Origin of the sequence: Streptomyces sp. NBC_01233 (assembly GCF_035989305.1) — a bacterium.
Taxonomy (GTDB): Bacteria; Actinomycetota; Actinomycetes; order Streptomycetales; family Streptomycetaceae; genus Streptomyces.
Map to the genome: position 1 here is coordinate 6,326,852 of NZ_CP108514.1, position 17,862 is coordinate 6,344,713.

Annotated in this window: 13 protein-coding genes and 1 tRNA gene; 11 read left to right on the top strand and 3 right to left on the bottom strand. The window is 67.3% G+C overall.

Features of this window, described 5'->3' with window-relative positions; translation table 11 throughout:
* Positions 1-15: 15 nt before the first annotated feature.
* Together OG332_RS30330 and OG332_RS30335 are read left to right on the top strand one after the other, a co-directional pair.
* Positions 16-2,877 carry a DUF1156 domain-containing protein gene (locus OG332_RS30330; protein ID WP_327416448.1) on the top strand — a complete coding sequence of 954 codons (2,862 nt, stop codon included), beginning with the start codon at positions 16-18 and terminating at the stop codon, positions 2,875-2,877.
* Entirely contained in the window at positions 2,877-6,284 is a 3,408-nt protein-coding gene (locus OG332_RS30335) for a Swt1 family HEPN domain-containing protein (RefSeq protein ID WP_327416449.1), read from the top strand. Before OG332_RS30330 ends, OG332_RS30335 begins: the two co-directional genes overlap by 1 nt.
* Positions 6,285-6,725: 441 nt before the next feature.
* On the opposite strand, the gene OG332_RS30340 is transcribed toward OG332_RS30335, so the two are convergent.
* A complete protein-coding gene (locus tag OG332_RS30340; protein WP_327416450.1) occupies positions 6,726-7,160 on the bottom strand; it encodes an NUDIX hydrolase in 435 nt (144 codons plus the stop codon).
* Between the two features lie 94 nt (positions 7,161-7,254).
* On the bottom strand, positions 7,255-7,698 hold the full coding sequence (locus OG332_RS30345; protein ID WP_327416451.1) for an HIT family protein: 444 nt from the start codon (positions 7,696-7,698) through the stop codon (positions 7,255-7,257).
* Positions 7,699-8,069: 371 nt separating this feature from the next.
* On the opposite strand from OG332_RS30345, the gene OG332_RS30350 reads away from it, so the two are divergent.
* The 3 genes from OG332_RS30350 to OG332_RS30360 all read left to right on the top strand — a co-directional run bounded on the left by OG332_RS30350 (position 8,070) and on the right by OG332_RS30360 (position 10,359).
* Positions 8,070-8,423: a MarR family transcriptional regulator gene (locus OG332_RS30350; RefSeq protein ID WP_327416452.1), complete on the top strand. Its 354-nt coding sequence runs from the start codon at positions 8,070-8,072 to the stop codon at positions 8,421-8,423.
* 389 nt (positions 8,424-8,812) lie between these two features.
* Positions 8,813-8,986: a helix-turn-helix transcriptional regulator gene (locus OG332_RS30355; RefSeq protein WP_327419422.1), complete on the top strand. Its 174-nt coding sequence runs from the start codon at positions 8,813-8,815 to the stop codon at positions 8,984-8,986.
* Positions 8,983-10,359, top strand: a complete 1,377-nt coding sequence (locus OG332_RS30360) for a tyrosine-type recombinase/integrase (protein WP_327416453.1) — start codon at positions 8,983-8,985, stop codon at positions 10,357-10,359. Before OG332_RS30355 ends, OG332_RS30360 begins: the two co-directional genes overlap by 4 nt.
* Before the next feature lie 209 nt (positions 10,360-10,568).
* Here the strand turns inward: OG332_RS30360 and OG332_RS30365 are convergent.
* A tRNA-Arg gene (locus OG332_RS30365) sits at positions 10,569-10,640 on the bottom strand.
* A 100-nt stretch (positions 10,641-10,740) separates the two neighbouring features.
* On the opposite strand from OG332_RS30365, the gene OG332_RS30370 reads away from it, so the two are divergent.
* The 6 genes from OG332_RS30370 to thrC all read left to right on the top strand — a co-directional run bounded on the left by OG332_RS30370 (position 10,741) and on the right by thrC (position 17,581).
* Positions 10,741-11,220 (top strand): response regulator, encoded by a 480-nt coding sequence (locus OG332_RS30370; RefSeq protein ID WP_442816383.1) that lies wholly within the window; start codon positions 10,741-10,743, stop codon positions 11,218-11,220.
* A gap of 165 nt (positions 11,221-11,385) precedes the next feature.
* Entirely contained in the window at positions 11,386-12,591 is a 1,206-nt protein-coding gene (locus tag OG332_RS30375; RefSeq protein ID WP_327416454.1) for an RNA-guided endonuclease InsQ/TnpB family protein, read from the top strand.
* Positions 12,592-12,696: 105 nt separating this feature from the next.
* Positions 12,697-13,677 (top strand): ArgS-related anticodon-binding protein NrtL, encoded by a 981-nt coding sequence (nrtL, locus tag OG332_RS30380; RefSeq protein WP_327416455.1) that lies wholly within the window; start codon positions 12,697-12,699, stop codon positions 13,675-13,677.
* Positions 13,678-13,696: 19 nt separating this feature from the next.
* Entirely contained in the window at positions 13,697-15,088 is a 1,392-nt protein-coding gene (gene lysA / locus OG332_RS30385) for a diaminopimelate decarboxylase (protein ID WP_327416456.1), read from the top strand.
* 123 nt (positions 15,089-15,211) lie between these two features.
* Positions 15,212-16,504, top strand: a complete 1,293-nt coding sequence (locus tag OG332_RS30390; protein ID WP_327416457.1) for a homoserine dehydrogenase — start codon at positions 15,212-15,214, stop codon at positions 16,502-16,504.
* 6 nt (positions 16,505-16,510) lie between these two features.
* A complete protein-coding gene (thrC, locus tag OG332_RS30395) occupies positions 16,511-17,581 on the top strand; it encodes a threonine synthase (protein ID WP_327416458.1) in 1,071 nt (356 codons plus the stop codon).
* Positions 17,582-17,862 lie beyond the last annotated feature (281 nt).

Below are 17,862 nucleotides of genomic sequence, written 5' to 3' on the forward strand. Positions count from 1 at the left end.
ATCTAAAGTGAACAGGTGAATACCGCAGTGCAGCCCGGAACGCCGTCAGGTTCTGTCCCTCGACGCAAGCTCATCGAAGTCTCCCTCCCGCTGGAGGACATCAACGCCGAGTCGGCCCGAGAGAAGTCGATCCGCCATGGACACCCCTCCACGCTGCACCTGTGGTGGGCCCGCCGCCCCCTGGCCGCGGCTCGCGCCGTGCTGTTCGCCCAGCTTGTCGACGACCCGTCTTCGCATCCCGAGGTGTTCCCCACAGAGGGGGAACAGAAGAAGGAGCGCGAGCGCCTGCACGGAATCATCCGACGTCTGGTGGTTTGGGAGAACAGCAACGACGAAGGCTTGTACCGCGAGGCGCGCGAGGAGATCCTCAAGAGCACGGGAGGGAACCCGCCGGCGATCCTGGACCCGTTCGCGGGCGGCGGCACGATCCCGTTGGAGGCGCAGCGCCTGGGGCTGGAGGCTCACGCCAGCGACCTCAACCCGGTGCCAGTACTGATCAACAAGGCCCTCATCGAGATCCCGCCGAAGTTCGCGGGACAGCCGCCCGTCTTCCCGGGGGCTGCGGAGAGTCGGTTGGGGGCATGGCCGCGCGCTACAGGTCTGGCAGAGGACGTGCGTCGCTACGGCGCGTGGATGCGTGAACGGGCCCAGGAGCGTATCGGACACCTGTATCCCAAGGCGGAGGTGCCTGTGCTGGGACACGATGGCGAGCCCACAGGGAAGACCACCGAAGGCACCGTCATCGCTTGGATCTGGGCCCGGACGCTGGCCTGCCCGAACCCGGCTTGCGGCATTCAAATGCCACTGGTGCGTTCTTGGTGGCTGGGCAAGAAGAGGGGCAAGGAGGCGTACGTTGTCCCCACGGTAGTAGATGAGGCTGCGGCATCCGGCGGACGGCGCGTAGAGTTCAGCATTGGGCACAACCCGAAGCAAGCCCCCACGAAAACGAACGACGGAACCATGACGACAGGCAGAGGCGCCACATGCGTCGCCTGTGGAGGGTTCGTCACTTTGGCAGCTATCCGCTCTGAAGGAGCTGCCGGCCGGATTGGCGCCCAACTGCTCGCCACCGTCACAGAGGGCTACCGTCGCCGCGTTTACCTTGCTCCAGATGAGAAGCATGCGCAGGCGGCGAATATCCCACGACCGGCCAATACGCCCTCCGGTTCCATTGCGACGAACCCGCGTTGGTTCTCTCCCCCGCAGTACGGATTGACCGAGTTCTCCGATCTGTTCACAGCCCGGCAGCTTGCGACACTCATGACTCTCGGCGATCTCGTTGGTGAGGCTCGAGAGCAGTTGGTTACCGACGCCGTCGCGGCAGGTCTCCCCCGTGGTGGATCTTTGACTGATGGTGGAACTGGCGCCGAGGCCTACGCTGACGCAGTAGCAACATATCTCGGGATGGCGGCAAGCCGCCTTTCTGACTACTGCGGAACCATCTCTACCTGGATGCCCGACCCGAAGAATGAAGGCATTCGAAATACATTCGCCCGCCAGGCGCTCCCCATGACTTGGGACTTCGCCGAGGTGAATCCATTCAGCGAGTCTTCCGGAAACCTCGGGTTTATGCTTCGCGGTATCACTCGTGTACTCGACGAGCTCCCTGCGCACAATGAGGGACGTGCAAGGCAAGCCGACGCTGCGAGTCGTGATTACACGAATCTCCTAATTGCTACCGACCCGCCTTACTACGACAACATCGGGTACTCGGACCTCTCCGACTACTTCTACGTTTGGCTGCGCCGTTCCTTGCGCGACATCCACCCGGACCTGTTCGGCACGATGCTCGTCCCGAAGGCAGAAGAACTCGTCGCCAACCCATACCGCCACGGAGGGAAGGAGAGTGCAGAGAAGTTCTTCGAGGATGGTTTCCAGCACGTCTTCGCCCGTGCGCGGCAGACAGCCTCGTCGGACTACCCGATCACCATCTTCTACGCCTTCAAACAGGCAGAGCTGGAGAAGGAGGGGGTTGCTTCCACAGGATGGTCTACTTTCCTGGAGGGCATGGTCCGTAGCGGCTGGGCCATCACCGCGACGTGGCCCGTTCGCTCGGAGCGTGGCGGGCGAATGATCTCTGTGGGGACGAACGCTCTCGCCTCTTCGATCGTGTTGGCTCTCCGCCCCCGTGAGACAACCGCCCCTGCGACGGACCGAACAGGGTTCCTGGCTGCGCTGCATGCCGATCTGGACGAGGCACTGCCTCGTATCCGTGAGGGCGCGATCGCCCCGGCGGACCTGAGGCAGACGATCCTCGGCCCTGGTATGGCGGTGTTCTCCCGCTTCTCCCGGGTGCTGGAGGATGACGGCTCCACGATGTCGGTGAAGACCGCGCTGGCCCTGATCAACCAGACTTTCGACGCGTTGCAGAACGAGCATGACGCCGAACTGGACGCCGACAGCCGGTTCTGCCTGGACTGGTTCCGTTCCTACGGCTGGGACACGCGCCCCTACGGTGACGCCGAGTCGCTGGCCGTGCCGCTGGGCCTGTCTGTGGACGGGATCGCCCGCGGCGGAACTCTCACCTCCGGCGCCGGCAAGGTCGCGCTGATCAAGCCGCAGGACCTCGACCCCCGGTGGAATCCGGCTCACGACGACCGGCTGTCGCTCTGGGAGGTCACCTGCCACCTGGCACGCGCGTACGCGACCGAGGGGCGCGAGGAGGCCGCCAGGCTCATGGCCGAGGTGAAGGGGAGGGTGGACCTGGACGAGGTCAACCGCCTGGCCACGCGCCTGTACGAGCTGATGGAGTCTCAGGACTCCTCGACCGCTGGCCTGTTCAATGGGCTCGGTGGTGCGTGGGCCGATGTCTCCGCGACGTCGACCACGATCCGCCCGGCCGCTGTGGCCGAGATGCTCTTTGGGGAGGAGATCTGATGGCGTTGACGAACAATGAGAAGGTACTGCGCAGCTTCGACCAGCTGCTTGAGGGCATGCGGCCGTGGGTCGACATGCGTATGTCCGCGCAGGCTCCGGCCGGCAAGGACTGGATGGAGCTGATCGCCGCTGAGGACGTGGCGAAGTTCGGCACAGCCAAGACGTATTCGCAGGACGACGTGCGGTTCCTGCTGCGCATCGTGACGGAGAGGTGGAAGGTCTTCGAGAAGGACCTCTCGCGCCCGCAGTCCGCGTTGGCCTCTGAGCTGCGGGAGACGGCGAACGCAGCTCACCACGGGCAGAAGTTCTCCTCGGACGACACCTATCGTGCGCTGGACACGATCGAACGTCTCCTGACGGTGATCGGTGCCGCTGACGAGGCCGATGTGGTCGCGAAGATGCGCATGGAGCACCAGCGGGAGGTCTTCGAGAAGCAGACCCGCAACCGGCTGATGCGTGAGGCGCAGGCGGTCAAGGTCGCCGGCGTGCAGGCCGGTACGGCGATCAAGCCGTGGCGTGAGGTCATCCGGCCGCACGCCGACGTGATCCGTGGGCAGTTCTCCGCCGCGGAGTTCGCTGCCGACCTGTACGCGGTGGCCCACGGCTACACCGCGGCGCCGGAGTATCTGAACCCGGCTGAGTTCTTCTCCCGTACCTACCTCACCAGTGGTCTGTCCGACCTGCTGACCCGTGCGCTCAAGCGTCTCTCCGGGGACGCAGGGGCGAGCCCGGTGATAAATCTGCAGACCCAGTTCGGTGGCGGTAAGACGCACTCGATGCTGGCTCTATACCACCTGTTCTCCGAGGGCCTGGCCACGAGCGCACTGTCTCAGGCCGTGCAGGACGTCGTGCATAACGCACTGCCCACAACCGAAGGCGACCCGCTGAGGTCGCTGGACGTACAGCGGGTCACATTGGTGGGCACCAAGCTCTCCCCGAGCCAGCCGATCGTCAAGGACGACGGCACGCACGTGCGCACGATCTGGGGGGAGCTGGCCTGGCAGCTCGGAGGCCGCGAGGCGTTCGACCGCGTTGCGATGGCGGATGCGACCGGCACCGATCCTGGCGACGCGCTGGACGCCGTCGTGCGCGACGTCGTCGCCGGCGGCAAGAGCGTGCTGATCCTGATCGACGAGTGGGTGGCCTACGCCCGCCAGCTCGTGGGGCGCGAAGACCTGCCTGGCGGATCCTTCGCCACGCAGCACACCTTCGCCCAGCACCTGACCGAGATGGCCAAGTCCATCCCGGGCACCATGCTCGTGGTCTCCATCCCCGCCTCCGACTCTCTGGACAACGGAGGCGGCGGCTCGGCGCTGGAGGTGGGTGGCCCCAACGGGCACGTCGCTCTGGAGACCCTGCAGCACACCATCGGTCGCAACGCCGACGACTGGCGGCCGGCCAACAACATCGAGTCCTTCGAGATCGTGCGCCGGCGCCTGTTCGAAGAACCCGACGCCGTGGCCCTGGCGGACATCTCTGCCGTGGCCAAGCAGTACGTGAAGTATTACCAGGAGAACACCGGGTTCTTCCCGCGTGAGACGACCACCGGCGAGTACGAGCAGCGCATCCGGGCGGCGTACCCGATCCATCCCGAGTTGTTCGACCGGCTCTACGAGGACTGGTCGGCGCTGCCGAAGTTCCAGCGCACCCGCGGTGTGCTGCGTCTGATGAGCGTGGTCATCAACTCGTTGTGGGCCGCCAATGACACCACGCCGCTCATCACGCCCGGCGCGGTGCCCGTCCATGACACCCAGGTTTTCAGCGAGATCACCAAGTATCTCGACGACAACTGGAAGCCGGTCGTGGACAAGGATGTCGATGGCGAAGGCGCCACCCCGGTTCAGATCGACCGCGAGCGTCCGTCGTTTGGACAGCGAGCGCTCACCAGGCGTGTCGCCCGGTCGGTGTTCATCGCGACCGTCCCTACGCTGCGCTCGGCTCACAAGGGCGTGGACATCCAGCATCTCCGCCTGGGCACTGCGGTGCCCGGCGACGTCATCAACCACATCGGTGACGCCCGCGCACTGCTGGGGCAGCGTGCCACGTACTTCTATGAAGACGGTGACCGCTCCTGGTACGACCTGGCGGCTTCCGTCTCCCGGGTGGCAGCCGACCGGGCCGCCGGCTACAGCGAGGCCGACGTGCACGCCACGATCGTCGAACGCCTCAAGGCCGTGGGGAAGGCTCCCAAGGCCTCCTTCGGTGCCGTGTATGCCGCGCCTCTCGACACCGGGGACATCCCAGATTCCGAGGCTCTCAAGCTCGTGTTCCTGCACCCGAAGTTCACCTGGGGCAAAGAGGCCTCCACCGCCACGGACTTCGCCGAGCGTCTCCTGCGGGAGGCCGGTAATGGGCAGCGACAGCGGCGCAACATGCTGGTCATGGTCGCCGCAGATCGCGAAACCTACCCCGAACTCGACGGCGTAGTACGGGAGTACCGGGCCTGGCAGTCCATCGCCGACGAGGCAGACGAGCTCGAACTCAGCGCCCAGCAGCGCAAGCAGTCCATCACCCGCGCCCGCCAGTTGAATGCGGCCGTCGACGACCGTGTCCGTGCCGCCTTCACCGCCGCGCTGATTCCGATCGAGCTGCCCGGCCAGAAGCCGACAATCTCCTTCACCCGTGTCGCCAAGGATGGCGGTTCCCTGGCCGAGCGCGTCACCGCTGCGCTCAAGGCCAAGGGGTGGATCACCCCACTCCTGGGGGCCACGCTCGTGCGCATGGCTCTCGAAGGCGCACTGGCCAACGCCTGGAGCAAGGGTCACGTGCGGTTCGGCGACCTGTGGTCCTGGTACACCCAGTACCCGTACCTGAAGCGCCTGCCCAACCGGCAGGTACTTGAGCAGGCCGTACTCAGCGCTGCCGATGTCCTCCTGTGGCAGCAGGACGCCTTCGCCCTCGCCGATGGCTACGACGAGGCCAACGACGAGTACCAGAACCTGTGGATCCATGGGGACAAGCCCGAGCCCGGTTTCGTCACCGACGACATGCTCCTCGTCCAGCCGGGACGAGCGGTCGCCCAGCGTGCACGGGTAATCGCCACCCCGCCAGCTGAGCCGGAGATCCCGGCAGAAGACGCCAGCAGCAGCGAAGACACCACCCCGCAGCCCAGCATCGGCACGCCTCTCCCGAGCACCGGCACTCACCCGTCGACGCCGATGGCCAAGAAGGTCGCGCGGAGGTTCTGGGGCGTCAAAACTCTCAACCCCAACCGTCCTGCCGCCGACTTCGCCAACATTCAGCAGGAGGTCCTCGCACACCTTGAAGCCGCCGACGGCGCCCAGCTCGAGGTTCGCATCGAGATCACCGCAACCACCACCGACGGTTTCACCGAGCAGCAAGTACGAACCGTCCGCGAGAACGCCGTCCAGTTGAAGTTCGAGGACAGCGGCTTCGAGGAAAGCTGAGCAACCTACCGCCGATCCACAATCGGACATGCGGCAGGACCCCTGCGCGACTCGGGATGAGGCAACCGCCCCATCCCGGGCGCAGGAGGCCAAGGGTCGCGGGGGCCGTCCGGAGGCCAACGACGGTCTCGACGACGTCCCTTTGGGCCCTGAGGCATGTGGCCCTGACACCGAGGAATCCCGCGCTCCGACATCAGGGCCGTTACACGAGCCGGCTCGAGGTGTCGCCGGATGTGCTGCTCCACCAACACCATCGACGCGAAACGGTCACGCCGCTCCTTAAGGTGGATGGCCCTCTCGGTTCCGTCACACGCGGCCGAGTTCGCGGCAGCCGCGTTCATCTTCAACGCCAGCATCGAGGTGGCCAATCCGCGCCACCGCCTACCTGAACACAGGCCACATAGGGTCTCCCCTCGCGGGCGGGTGGTGGAGTCAGAGCGGCTAATCGGCCAGGCGTCCCAGCAGGGCTCCCTGGCCGGACTGGAGGACATGTGCGACCTCCAGCGGGATCCAGAAGCATTCGAAGCGGGTCGGCTCCTGTTCGCCATCGTGGTCCTCTTGACTCATCCACCGCTCGGGGGTCGGCTCGGTGAGTTCCAGGTGGAACACGTGGCGGTGCTGGATCTCGGAGCGGTACGGGCTGATGTCGTATTCGGTCTCGCCGAGCTTGCGGACGATCTCGAAGTCAGAGAGGCCAGTCTCCTCGCGCGCCTCGCGAAGCGCGGCGTCCTCTGGGGCCTCACCCGGGCGGATGCTGCCTGCAGGCACCTGGATGCCTACCTCTTCGTAGGAGTAGTCGGTGTGGCGGAACACCAGCAGGCGCCCGTCGCGTACGACATAGGCCAGCACCTTTTCCTTCGTGCGCTTCTCGGGCATAGCGATAATCCTCCGTTCGCTGCGGAGAGCAGGGGCAGCATGGCCTGGGTGGCGTCAGGCTGAAGGCTGTGCCCCGCCTGGCGAGCGATGGTCGTCAGCGTTGCCTGGCGTCGAGGGCAGCGAGGCCGCCACGAACGGCAGTAGCCGTCTTGTCGAGCTGGTCTCGCTCCTGCACGCGCCAGTCAGCATCAATGCGAAATGGGTCACCTGTGAAGCGGGGGAAGACATGCAGGTGAACGTGGAAAACTTCCTGGAAGGCGGCCTCGCCGTCCGCAAGGAACAAATTGACGCCCTCACATCGCAAGCCTGATCGCCGTAGTGCCCGTCCGAGCTGATGCGCCACTTTCCAGACCAGGACGCCGACGTCCTCCTGAAGATCCTCCAGTCCCACAGCATGCGCCTTGGGGATCACCAGCAAGTGGCCTGGGGTGACGGGCTGGAGATCCATGAAAGCGATCACCGATTCATCTTCGTGGACGATGCTGGCGTCCGCCCGACCTCTCGCTATTGCACAAAAGATGCATCCGTCGTCCGCCACAGCCTGCCCCCTCAAGGCTCGAGTACCCCGTGCCGCTCACAACATCAGAAGCGGCACGAAGGCGCGAGCGAATTTCACCCGGCCCCGCAGTCGGCGGAGACAAGCCACCTCCGCCGGGGAGTCACGCCAGCGCCGCGGGGTGCCCCAGCCGACTGGTGACGACAAAAGCCGTGATCAATGAGGGGCCCGGCCGGCAGTCCCGATGGGTGGCTCCGGGCCGGGATCGCTCACGGCAGACAGGAAAACCCCTGACAGGACTGGAAGACCTCGCAGGAGCATGTCAACGTACAACGTCCCTGATCAGCCAGGTTTCCGTGGGCGATTCCGCTCCATGCCGGCCCCAGCGCTACCCGAGGAGAACGCTGTCCAAGATGCTGCTTCGCTCGCTCCGCTTCACAACCCCCGTCCTCTTTGCCCTCGGCGCCCTGAACGCCGTCACGGCCCAGATGCAAGATGACCGGGGAGCCCTGGCCACCGCCTTGTGCCTGTGCGTGTGCGCCGGTGGCCTCTTCGTCGAGGACCGGCTCCAGCACGGACTGCGCCGTGACCGGCGAGTCCTCGCTTACGTGGCCGCCCACCCGAAGACCTCTCTTATGGGCGCCGCCCGCGACCTTGAGTTCTCCTCCCGCACGATCGAGGCGAGCCTCGAACGCCTCGTGGCAGACGGCCTCGTGGCTCATGGCGGGGAGGAAGCGACGGTGCGCACGTACAGCCTTTCCGGCTGATGTGCGCCGCCTCGGCGGCGCGCAATATAGCGGGCGATCCCCGGTTTCCGAAACCGGGGATCCTGCGGACCATCAGTGGTGTGTTCCGGCTGCTTGGCGGTGGACCGGCACGCAGTCCCGTGTTCTCCGCCGGCCCCGAGTTCTGGCGTCGAATCCCGCTCCGACCGAAATGCCACCCGAACTCGGACGCCACCGAACGTCTCTGCAAGGAATTCCTTCATGTCTCGATCCGTGCTACACCCTGCCCTGAAACAGGGCGCCTCCTCCCTGGAATGCGCTGACTGTATGACTGCGGTAGGGGCGTCTTCGTGGGTGTTCTTCGGTCTCGGGGATGAGGCGGCGCAATGAGGCGGCAGAAGGTCCCAAAGATCCGTGCTGGTGACGAATTGATGACGGTCCCCGAGGTTCTCGCGGAATTGAAGGGGATATCACGCCGCACGTTCTATCGGTGGAGGGAACTCGGCACCGGTCCCACCACATTCAAACTGCCCAATGGGGAGCTGCGTCTGTGGCGCAGTGACTTTATGGAATGGCTGCAAGAAAGAGAGGAAATCTTCGCTTGAAGTCCACGGACGTAAGCCTGTGGGAGATCAGGGAAAAGCAGCGTCGCGGGCGTGACACCTACGAGGTGCGCTGGGTGGTGTCCGGGCGCGAGTTCTCCCGCTCGCGCAAGTCCTTCGGCCTGGCCCAGAAGCTGCACTCGAAGCTGCTCATGGCCCAGGACGCGGGCGAGCAGTTCGACACGGAGAGCGGCCTGCCGGCCTCGATGGAGGAGAAGCCGAAGGCTCGTTCGTGGTACGAGTTCGCCTTGGCCTACATGGCGCGGCGCTGGCCAATGGCCTCACCGAACTACCGGGACGAGATCAACGAGTCCCTGACCGCCGTCACGAAAGCGGTGCTGCCCCCGGGGCCCGGCAGGCCGGGCGACGATGCACTGCAGCGGGCGTTGCGGGATTGGGCGTTCGTCATGCCGGGGCCGTATGACCGGGAGATACCCGAGCAGGCGCGGGCGGTACTGACGTGGGTGGCCGAGAATTCTCCGCCCCTTGCGGGACTGGGGGACAAGGAACTGGTCCACAAGGTCCTAGACGCGCTGAAACTGAAGCTCGACGGGACGGCGGCGGCAACGGAAACGGCCAAGCGTAAGAGGAAGGGATTCGTCGCCGCGCTGAACTACGCCACTGAGATTGGCGAGTTCACAGAGAGTCCGATCAAACAGGTCAAGGAGACCCGGGCTCCGAAAATCGTGGAAGTCGACCCCCGGGTCGTCGCGAACCCCCGCCAGGCCGCCAACCTCATCGACGCCGTCTCGTATGTAGGGCTGTACGGACGTGCGCGCGGCCGACGCCTGGTCGGCATGTTCGCCAGCATGTACTACGCGGGCCTGCGGCCGGCCGAGGCCGTGGGATTGGCGGAAGCAGACTGCCACCTTCCCGAGGAAGGGTGGGGGCATGCCACGCTCCACCGGACCCGTCCGACCGTCGGTAAGAAGTGGACTCGGACCGGAGAGGTCCACGACGACCGAGGCCTGAAGAACCGCGCCCCGGAAGCCGTCAGGGTCGCCCCTCTTCCGCCTGTCCTAGTTGGCATCCTTCGCGACAGTATCAACGTATTTGGCACGGCTGACGATGGAAGGCTGTTCTTCAACGAACGTGGTGGTGTGGTCGGGTCATCCACGTACAGCCGCGTATGGTCGGAGACGCGTGAATTCGGGCTTCCGCCCGAATTGGTCGACAGCCCGCTCGCAGAAGTTCCGTACGACCTTCGCCACTCGGCTCTGTCGACCTGGCTGAATGCCGGGATGGACCCCACCGAAGCGGCGCAGCGCGCCGGCAACACGGTGGAGGTGCTCCTGGCTCGGTACGCCAAGTGCCTACACGGCCGAGCCGCAGTCGCCAACCAGCGCGTAGAGAATTTCTACGCCGAATATGCGTGACGATGATCACATTGAATGCCCCGGGGGCTCACCCTCGGGGCATTCTTTTGCTCCCCAGTGGCCCATATGCGCGATATGTTCGATCCCGCATATGTCCCGCGAGGCGTGTCCTAGGGGTGCTTCCGGTGGCATATGGCTGCACATAACAGCAGACCCTCTGACTGGGCTTAACGCCTGGTCAGAGGGTCTTTTTGGCACCTGAACTGCGGTGCCCCCGGCAGGATTCGAACCTGCGCACACGGCTCCGGAGGCCGTTGCTCTATCCCCTGAGCTACGGGGGCGCGTCGCTTGTGTTGCTGCGACGGGTTGAACCCTACCAGCTTCCGTAGGGTGATCAGGAACGGGTTTGCGGGGGAGGAGAGGGCGGGTCGCCCGCAGGAGGTGGAAGTGGCAAAAACCCGGACGCGGGGGCCCGGCGCGACCTACTCTCGAGTTGTGTCAGGCGTCTCAGGCCGGGTGCTTGTTGTCGACGACAACAAGGTCATCCGGCAGCTGATCAAGGTCAATCTCGAGCTGGAGGGCTTCGAGGTCGTGACCGCGAACGATGGTGCCGAGTGTCTGGACGTCGTGCATCGTGTCCGTCCCGATGTGATCACCCTTGATGTGGTCATGCCGCGGTTGGACGGGTTCGGGGCGGCCGCGCAGCTGCGGGCAGATCCGCGGACCAGGGACGTGCCCGTGGCCATCGTGAGTGCCTGCACGCAGCAGGAGGTGGAGGCCGGGATCGCGGCCGGGGTGGATGCCTTCCTCGCGAAGCCCTTCGAGCCCGCCGAGCTGGTGCGGGTCGTGCGGCGGCTGGTCGAGCGCAAGGACCGGCGCGACGGGAGGAAGGGGACCCCCGCCGGTAGGGGGCGGGGCTGAGTCCCGGGCCTCCTTGTTCACCTGATTTCTCCCAGGAGGCCCCGGCCTTCAGGCCGGGGAGGAATGGGTCCTTGGGGCGGAGCCGCGAAGCGGCGGAGTTCGTTGCACATTTGCTCTGACTTGCACTCTCTTCTGTTGTCAGTGGCGGGCGTTAGGTTGTGGAGCATGACGACGGCAGGGTCGAGAGCTGATGGTGGCGGGCATGCCCGGTACACCTTCCGGCTTCGTGTGTCGTCCGCCGCGCGGGCTGCCCTGGAAGGGGAGTGGGCGCGGTGCCGTTGGGTGTGGAATGAGTGCGTGGAGATGTCCCGCAAGGTCCACCGGCTCAACAAGACTGCCGTCGAGATGATCACGTGCGGTCCGGCGCAGCTCGACAAGATGCTTACCGAGGCCCGCCGGTCGATGGGCTGGCTGCGCGAGGGTTCTTCGGTTCCTCAGCAGCAGATCATCCGGGACTTCGCGAAGTCCCGCGCCAAGGCCCTCAAAGACGTCGAGGCGAAGCTGCCCGTCAAGCAGCGTGCCGGGATGCCCCGCATCAAGCGCAAGCGCGAGGCGCTGCCGTCGCTGAACTACACCACCCGCGGGTTCCGGGTGCGGGACGGTCACCTGCACCTGGCAGGCGGGATCGCCTTGTCGGTGGTGTGGTCGCGTGATCTTCCGTCCGCACCCAGTTCGGTGCGGGTCTACCGGGACAGCCTCGGGCATTGGTACGCCTCGTTCGTCGTCGCCACCGAGGCCGTCCCGCTGCCCGCCACGGGCCGGGTGATCGGCGTTGACTGGGGCATCAAGGAGACCGCGACCACCACCTCCGACGACCACGACCTCCCGCACGCCGAGCACGGCAGGTCGGCCGCCGTGAAGCTGGCCCGCTACCAGCGGATGATGGCCCGCCGGAAGACGCCGAAGAACCGGCCCGACACCACCGGATACAAGAAGGCCCGCAAGGCTGCGGCGAAGGTGTCGAAGAAGATCACCCGGCAGCGGCAGGACACCGGCCGCAAGTGGGCCAAACAGGTCGTACGGGACTTCGACCACCTCGCCGTCGAAGACTTCCGCCCGCGGTTCCTCGCGAAGTCCACAATGGCCCGCAAAGCGGCCGACGCCGCGATCGGCGCCGTCAAGGCGGCGCTGATCGAGATGGCCCGCAAGCACGGCAAGACCGTGCACCTTGTCCACCCCGCGCACACCACCATGGATTGCGCACAGTGCGGAGCGAGAGCCAAGCACGCACTCCCCCTCTCCGAGAGAACGTATACGTGCACCGCGTGCGGAGCGGTGTCCCCCAGGGACAAGAACTCCGCCCGCGTGATGCTCGTCCGGGCTGGTCTCAACCCGGCTAGTGCTGAACTTGTAAGACCCGCCACCTGCTAGGTGCCAGGCAAAGTGAGCTAGGAATCCCCTCCCTCCCAGGGAGGGGAGGTTTCAAATGGCGAAACCCTTCGTGGGATGGCGGGGCGTCTCCCCTAGGCTGGTCCCGTGACCCCCGCAGACCTCTCCCCTTGCGTCGTACGCGCCGTGCGCTGCGCCGTCGCCGACGGGGAGCTGCCGGGGGAGGAAGCAGTGCCCCAGCGGGTCGTCGTCGAGCGGACGCGGCCCGGTGGGGTGGGGGAGTACGCCACCCCCGTCGCCTTTCAGGTCGCCAAGGCGGTCGGGCTCCCGCCCCGTGACGTGGCGGACGTACTGGCCCGCCGGCTCGCGGCGGAGCCGGGCATCGACCGCGTCGAGGTCACGGGTGCCGGGTTCCTCAATTTCGTGCTGCCGGCTCCGTCCGCCCCTTACGTCGTCGGGGACGCCATCGTCCACGACATCGCCATCCGGGATGTGCGGGGCGGGGCCATGTTCGCCACCCCCGCCGACGAGACCGGGCTCGGGCTGCGCGAGCGCGTCGTGCGCCGCAGCGTGCTGCGGCTCGTGTGCGCCCAGGGCGGCAGTGAGCGCGACCTGCCCGAGGTGCTGCCCGTCGCCCCCCTCGCCCAGCGGGACTCCGACGTCGTCGCCCGGTACGGGGCCGAGGCCGCGCACTGGCGGATGCTCGCCGTGCCGGCCCGGGAGACCCCCGTCTTCTCCGAGGGGCTGCTCCTCCAAAGTGAGGCGAACGAGTTCTTCCGGGTGCGGTACGCCCACGCCCGGAGCCGCGCCCTGCTGCGCAACGCCGCCGACCTCGCGTTCGCTCCCGAAGTCGGGGACGTCGCCGACGCGCCCGCCCTGCTGCGCGCCCTCGCCGACTACCCCCTCGCCCTCGAAGCCGCCGCGCACCACCGCGCGCCCGAGCGGCTCGCCAGGCACCTCGTCGAGCTGGCGGACGCGCTGCTCGACTTCCAGTACCGCGTGCTGCCCCAGGGCGACGAGAAACCCTCGGCCGCCCACCGCGCCCGGCTGGCTCTTGCCGAAGCCGCCGGGACGGTGCTGGCCGGCGGCCTGGCCCTGCTCGGCATAGACGCACCGACACGCCTGTGACCCGCGAAGAGAGATACCGATGAGCCGTTCCGCCCACCCCGCCGGGCCCCGCCACGCCGACGTCCTGCCCGAGGGGCACTACTCCCCGCCCGCGGCTGACCTCAACGCCCTCGACGAGAAGGTCTGGGCCCGGACCGTCACGCGTACGGCGGACGGGGTCGTCACCGTCGGCGGCATCGAAGTGACCAAGCTCGCGGAGGAGTTCGGGACGCCCGCGTACTTCCTGGACGAAGAGGACTTCCGGGCGCGGTGCCGGGCATGGGCGCACGCCTTCGGTCCCGACGCCGACGTCTTCTACGCCGGCAAGGCGTTCCTCTCCAAGGCCGTCGTGAAGTGGCTGAAGGAGGAAGGGCTGAACGTCGACGTGTGTTCCGGCGGGGAGCTGACGACCGCGCTGGCCGCCGGGATGCCCGCGGAGCGGATCGCGTTCCACGGCAACAACAAGTCCGAGGGCGAGATCCGCAGGGCCGTCGAGGCCGGGGTCGGGCGGATCGTCCTCGACTCCTTCCAGGAGATCGCCCGCGTCGCGCACATCGCCCGTGAGCTGGGCGTACGCCAGCCCGTGCAGATCCGTGTGACGGTCGGCGTGGAGGCGCACACGCACGAGTTCATCGCCACCGCCCACGAGGACCAGAAGTTCGGGATCGCCGTCGCGGACGGGTCCGCCGCCGAGGCGGTGCGGCGCGCGCTCGGCCACGACTCGCTGGAGCTGCTCGGCGTCCACTCCCACATCGGGTCGCAGATCTTCGACATGGCCGGCTTCGAGGTCTCCGCCAAGCGCGTGGTCCGGCTGCTCGCCGCCGTGCGCGACGAGCACGGGGTGGAGCTGCCCGAGATCGACCTCGGCGGCGGGCTCGGCATCGCCTACACCTCGAGCGACGACCCGCGCGAGCCCCACGAGATCGCCAAGGCGCTCACCGAGATCGTCGCCCGGGAGTGCGAGAGCGCCGGGCTGCGCGCCCCGCGGATCTCCGTCGAGCCCGGCCGGGCCATCGTCGGCCCGACCGCCTTCACGCTCTACGAGGTGGGGACGATCAAGCCCCTCGAAGGGCTCCGCACGTACGTGAGCGTCGACGGCGGGATGTCCGACAACATCCGGACGGCGTTGTACGACGCCGAGTACTCCGTCAACCTCGTCTCCCGCACGTCCGACGCCGAGCCCATGCTCGTACGCGTCGTCGGCAAGCACTGCGAGAGCGGTGACATCGTCGTGAAGGACGCCTTCCTGCCCGCCGACCTGGCCCCCGGCGACCTGCTCGCCGTCCCGGCCACCGGCGCCTACTGCCGCTCCATGGCCAGCAACTACAACCACGCGCTCCGCCCGCCCGTCGTCGCCGTGCGCGACGGACAGGCCCGAGTGATCGTCCGCCGCGAGACGGAGGAAGATCTCCTGCGTCTCGACCTCGGATAATGAAATCGGTGTCTCACTCAATGGACCGGGGATGGAAAGTGCTGTCCATTGAGTGAGACTGGTTCCACCCCGCGCACAAACCGCGCGCGGGGTACTGATGGAAGATCGAAAGGCGTAGGTCGAATGATGCGTACGCGTCCGCTGAAGGTGGCGCTGCTGGGCTGTGGAGTGGTCGGCTCAGAGGTGGCTCGCATCATGACGACGCACGCCGACGACCTCACGCAGAGGATCGGCGCGCCCGTGGAGCTCGCCGGCGTGGCCGTACGCCGCCCCTCGAAGGTGCGCGAGGGCATCGACCCGTCCCTGGTCACCACCGATGCGACCGCCCTCCTCAAACGCGGCGACATCGACATCGCCATCGAGGTCATCGGCGGCATCGAGCCCGCCCGCACGCTGATCACCACCGCCTTCGAGCACGGCATCTCCGTGGTCTCCGCGAACAAGGCGCTGCTGGCCCAGGACGGTGCCGCGCTGCACGCGGCCGCCGAGCAGCACGGGCTGGACCTGTACTACGAGGCCGCCGTCGCCGGCGCCATCCCGCTGGTCCGCCCGATGCGCGAGTCCCTCGCGGGCGACAAGATCAACCGGGTGATGGGCATCGTCAACGGCACGACGAACTTCATCCTCGACAAGATGGACTCGACCGGCGCCGGCTACCAGGAGGCGCTCGACGAGGCCACCGCCCTCGGGTACGCCGAGGCCGACCCGACCGCCGACGTCGAGGGCTACGACGCCGCCGCCAAGGCCGCGATCCTGGCCGGCATCGCCTTCCACACCCGCGTCCGCCTGGACGACGTGTACCGCGAGGGCATGACCGAGGTCAGCGCCGCCGACTTCGCCTCCGCCAAGCGGATGGGCTGCACCATCAAGCTCCTCGCCATCCTGGAGCGCGCCGCCGACGGCGAGTCCGTCACCGCCCGCGTCCACCCGGCGATGATCCCGCTCAGCCACCCGCTCGCCTCCGTCCGCGAGGCGTACAACGCCGTCTTCGTCGAGGCGGAGGCCGCCGGGCGGCTCATGTTCTACGGGCCCGGCGCGGGCGGCGCGCCGACCGCGTCCGCGGTACTCGGCGACCTCGTCGCCGTCGCCCGCAACAAGCTCGCCGAGGCAACGGGGCCCGGCGAGTCCGCCTACACCCAGCTGCCGGTCAGCCACATGGGCGAGGTCGTCACCCGGTACCACATCAGCCTCGATGTGGCGGACAAGCCGGGCGTTCTCGCCCAGGTGGCGACCACGTTCGCGGAGCACGGTGTCTCCATCGACACGGTCCGCCAGCAGGGCAAGGACGGCGAGGCCTCCCTCGTCGTCGTCACTCACCGCGCGCCCGACGCCGCCCTCTCCGGGACCGTCGAGGCACTGCGGAAGCTGGACACCGTCCGCGGTGTCGCCAGCATCATGCGTGTTGAAGGGGAGTAAGGACCCATGAGCAGCAATCGCACCCACCAGTGGCGCGGCATCATCGAGGAGTACCGGGACCGCCTGCCGGTGACGGACAAGACTCCCGTGGTGACGCTCCGCGAGGGCGGCACTCCCCTCGTCCCCGCGCAGGTGCTCTCCGAGCGCACCGGCTGCGAGGTCCACCTCAAGGTCGAGGGGGCGAACCCCACCGGGTCCTTCAAGGACCGCGGCATGACCATGGCGATCAGCAAGGCCAAGGAGGAGGGAGCCAAGGCGGTCATCTGCGCCTCCACCGGCAATACTTCGGCCTCCGCCGCCGCGTACGCGGTGCGCGCCGGGATGGTCTCCGCGGTGCTCGTGCCGCGCGGCAAGATCGCGCTCGGCAAGATGGGCCAGGCCCTCGTGCACGGCGCCAAGATCCTGCAGGTGGACGGCAACTTCGACGACTGCCTGAACCTGGCCCGCGCGCTCTCCGACAACTACCCGGTCGCGCTGGTCAATTCGGTCAACCCGGTGCGCATCGAGGGCCAGAAGACGGCCGCGTTCGAGATCGTGGACGCGCTCGGCGACGCCCCCGACATCCACGTGCTGCCCGTCGGCAACGCCGGCAACATCACGGCGTACTGGAAGGGTTTCAAGGAGTACAAGGCCGACGGCCTGTCCTCCCGTACGCCCCGCGTGTGGGGTTTCCAGGCCTCCGGGTCCGCGCCGATCGTCCGCGGCGAGGTCGTCAAGGAGCCGCACACCATCGCCACCGCGATCCGGATCGGCAACCCGGCCTCCTGGGACTACGCCCTGCAGGCGCGCGACGAGTCGGGCGGCTTCATCGACGAGGTGACGGACCGCCAGATCCTGGCCGCCTACCGGCTGTTGGCCGCCCAGGAGGGCGTCTTCGTCGAGCCCGCCTCGGCCGCCTCGGTGGCCGGCCTGCTCAAGGCCGCCGAGCTGGGCCTGGTCGACCCCGGTCAGACGATCGTGTGCACCGTCACCGGCAACGGCCTGAAGGACCCCGACTGGGCGATCGCCGGCGCTCCGCAGCCGGTCACCGTTCCGGTGGACGCCGAGGCCGCCGCCATCCGTCTCGGCCTGGTCTAGGCCGGTCCGGCGCGTGGTCCGGGCCGTTCCGGGTCCGGGCCGCCTGGTCCACACCGGTCCCGGTAGTAACGCGCACCACGTGTGAGCCGGGTCCGGAGGGGCTCTTGAGGCCCTCCGGAACCCGGCAACTCACCCCGTACGACGACAAAAGTGCGGCCGAAGCCGTCGAAGCCCGCGACACGCATCGTGCGCCTCCTGTGCGCCCTATGTCGCGAGAGAACCTTCCTTCGATACGCTGTACTTACATCCGCCACCGCGCATATGACTGCGGTGCTGCCCCG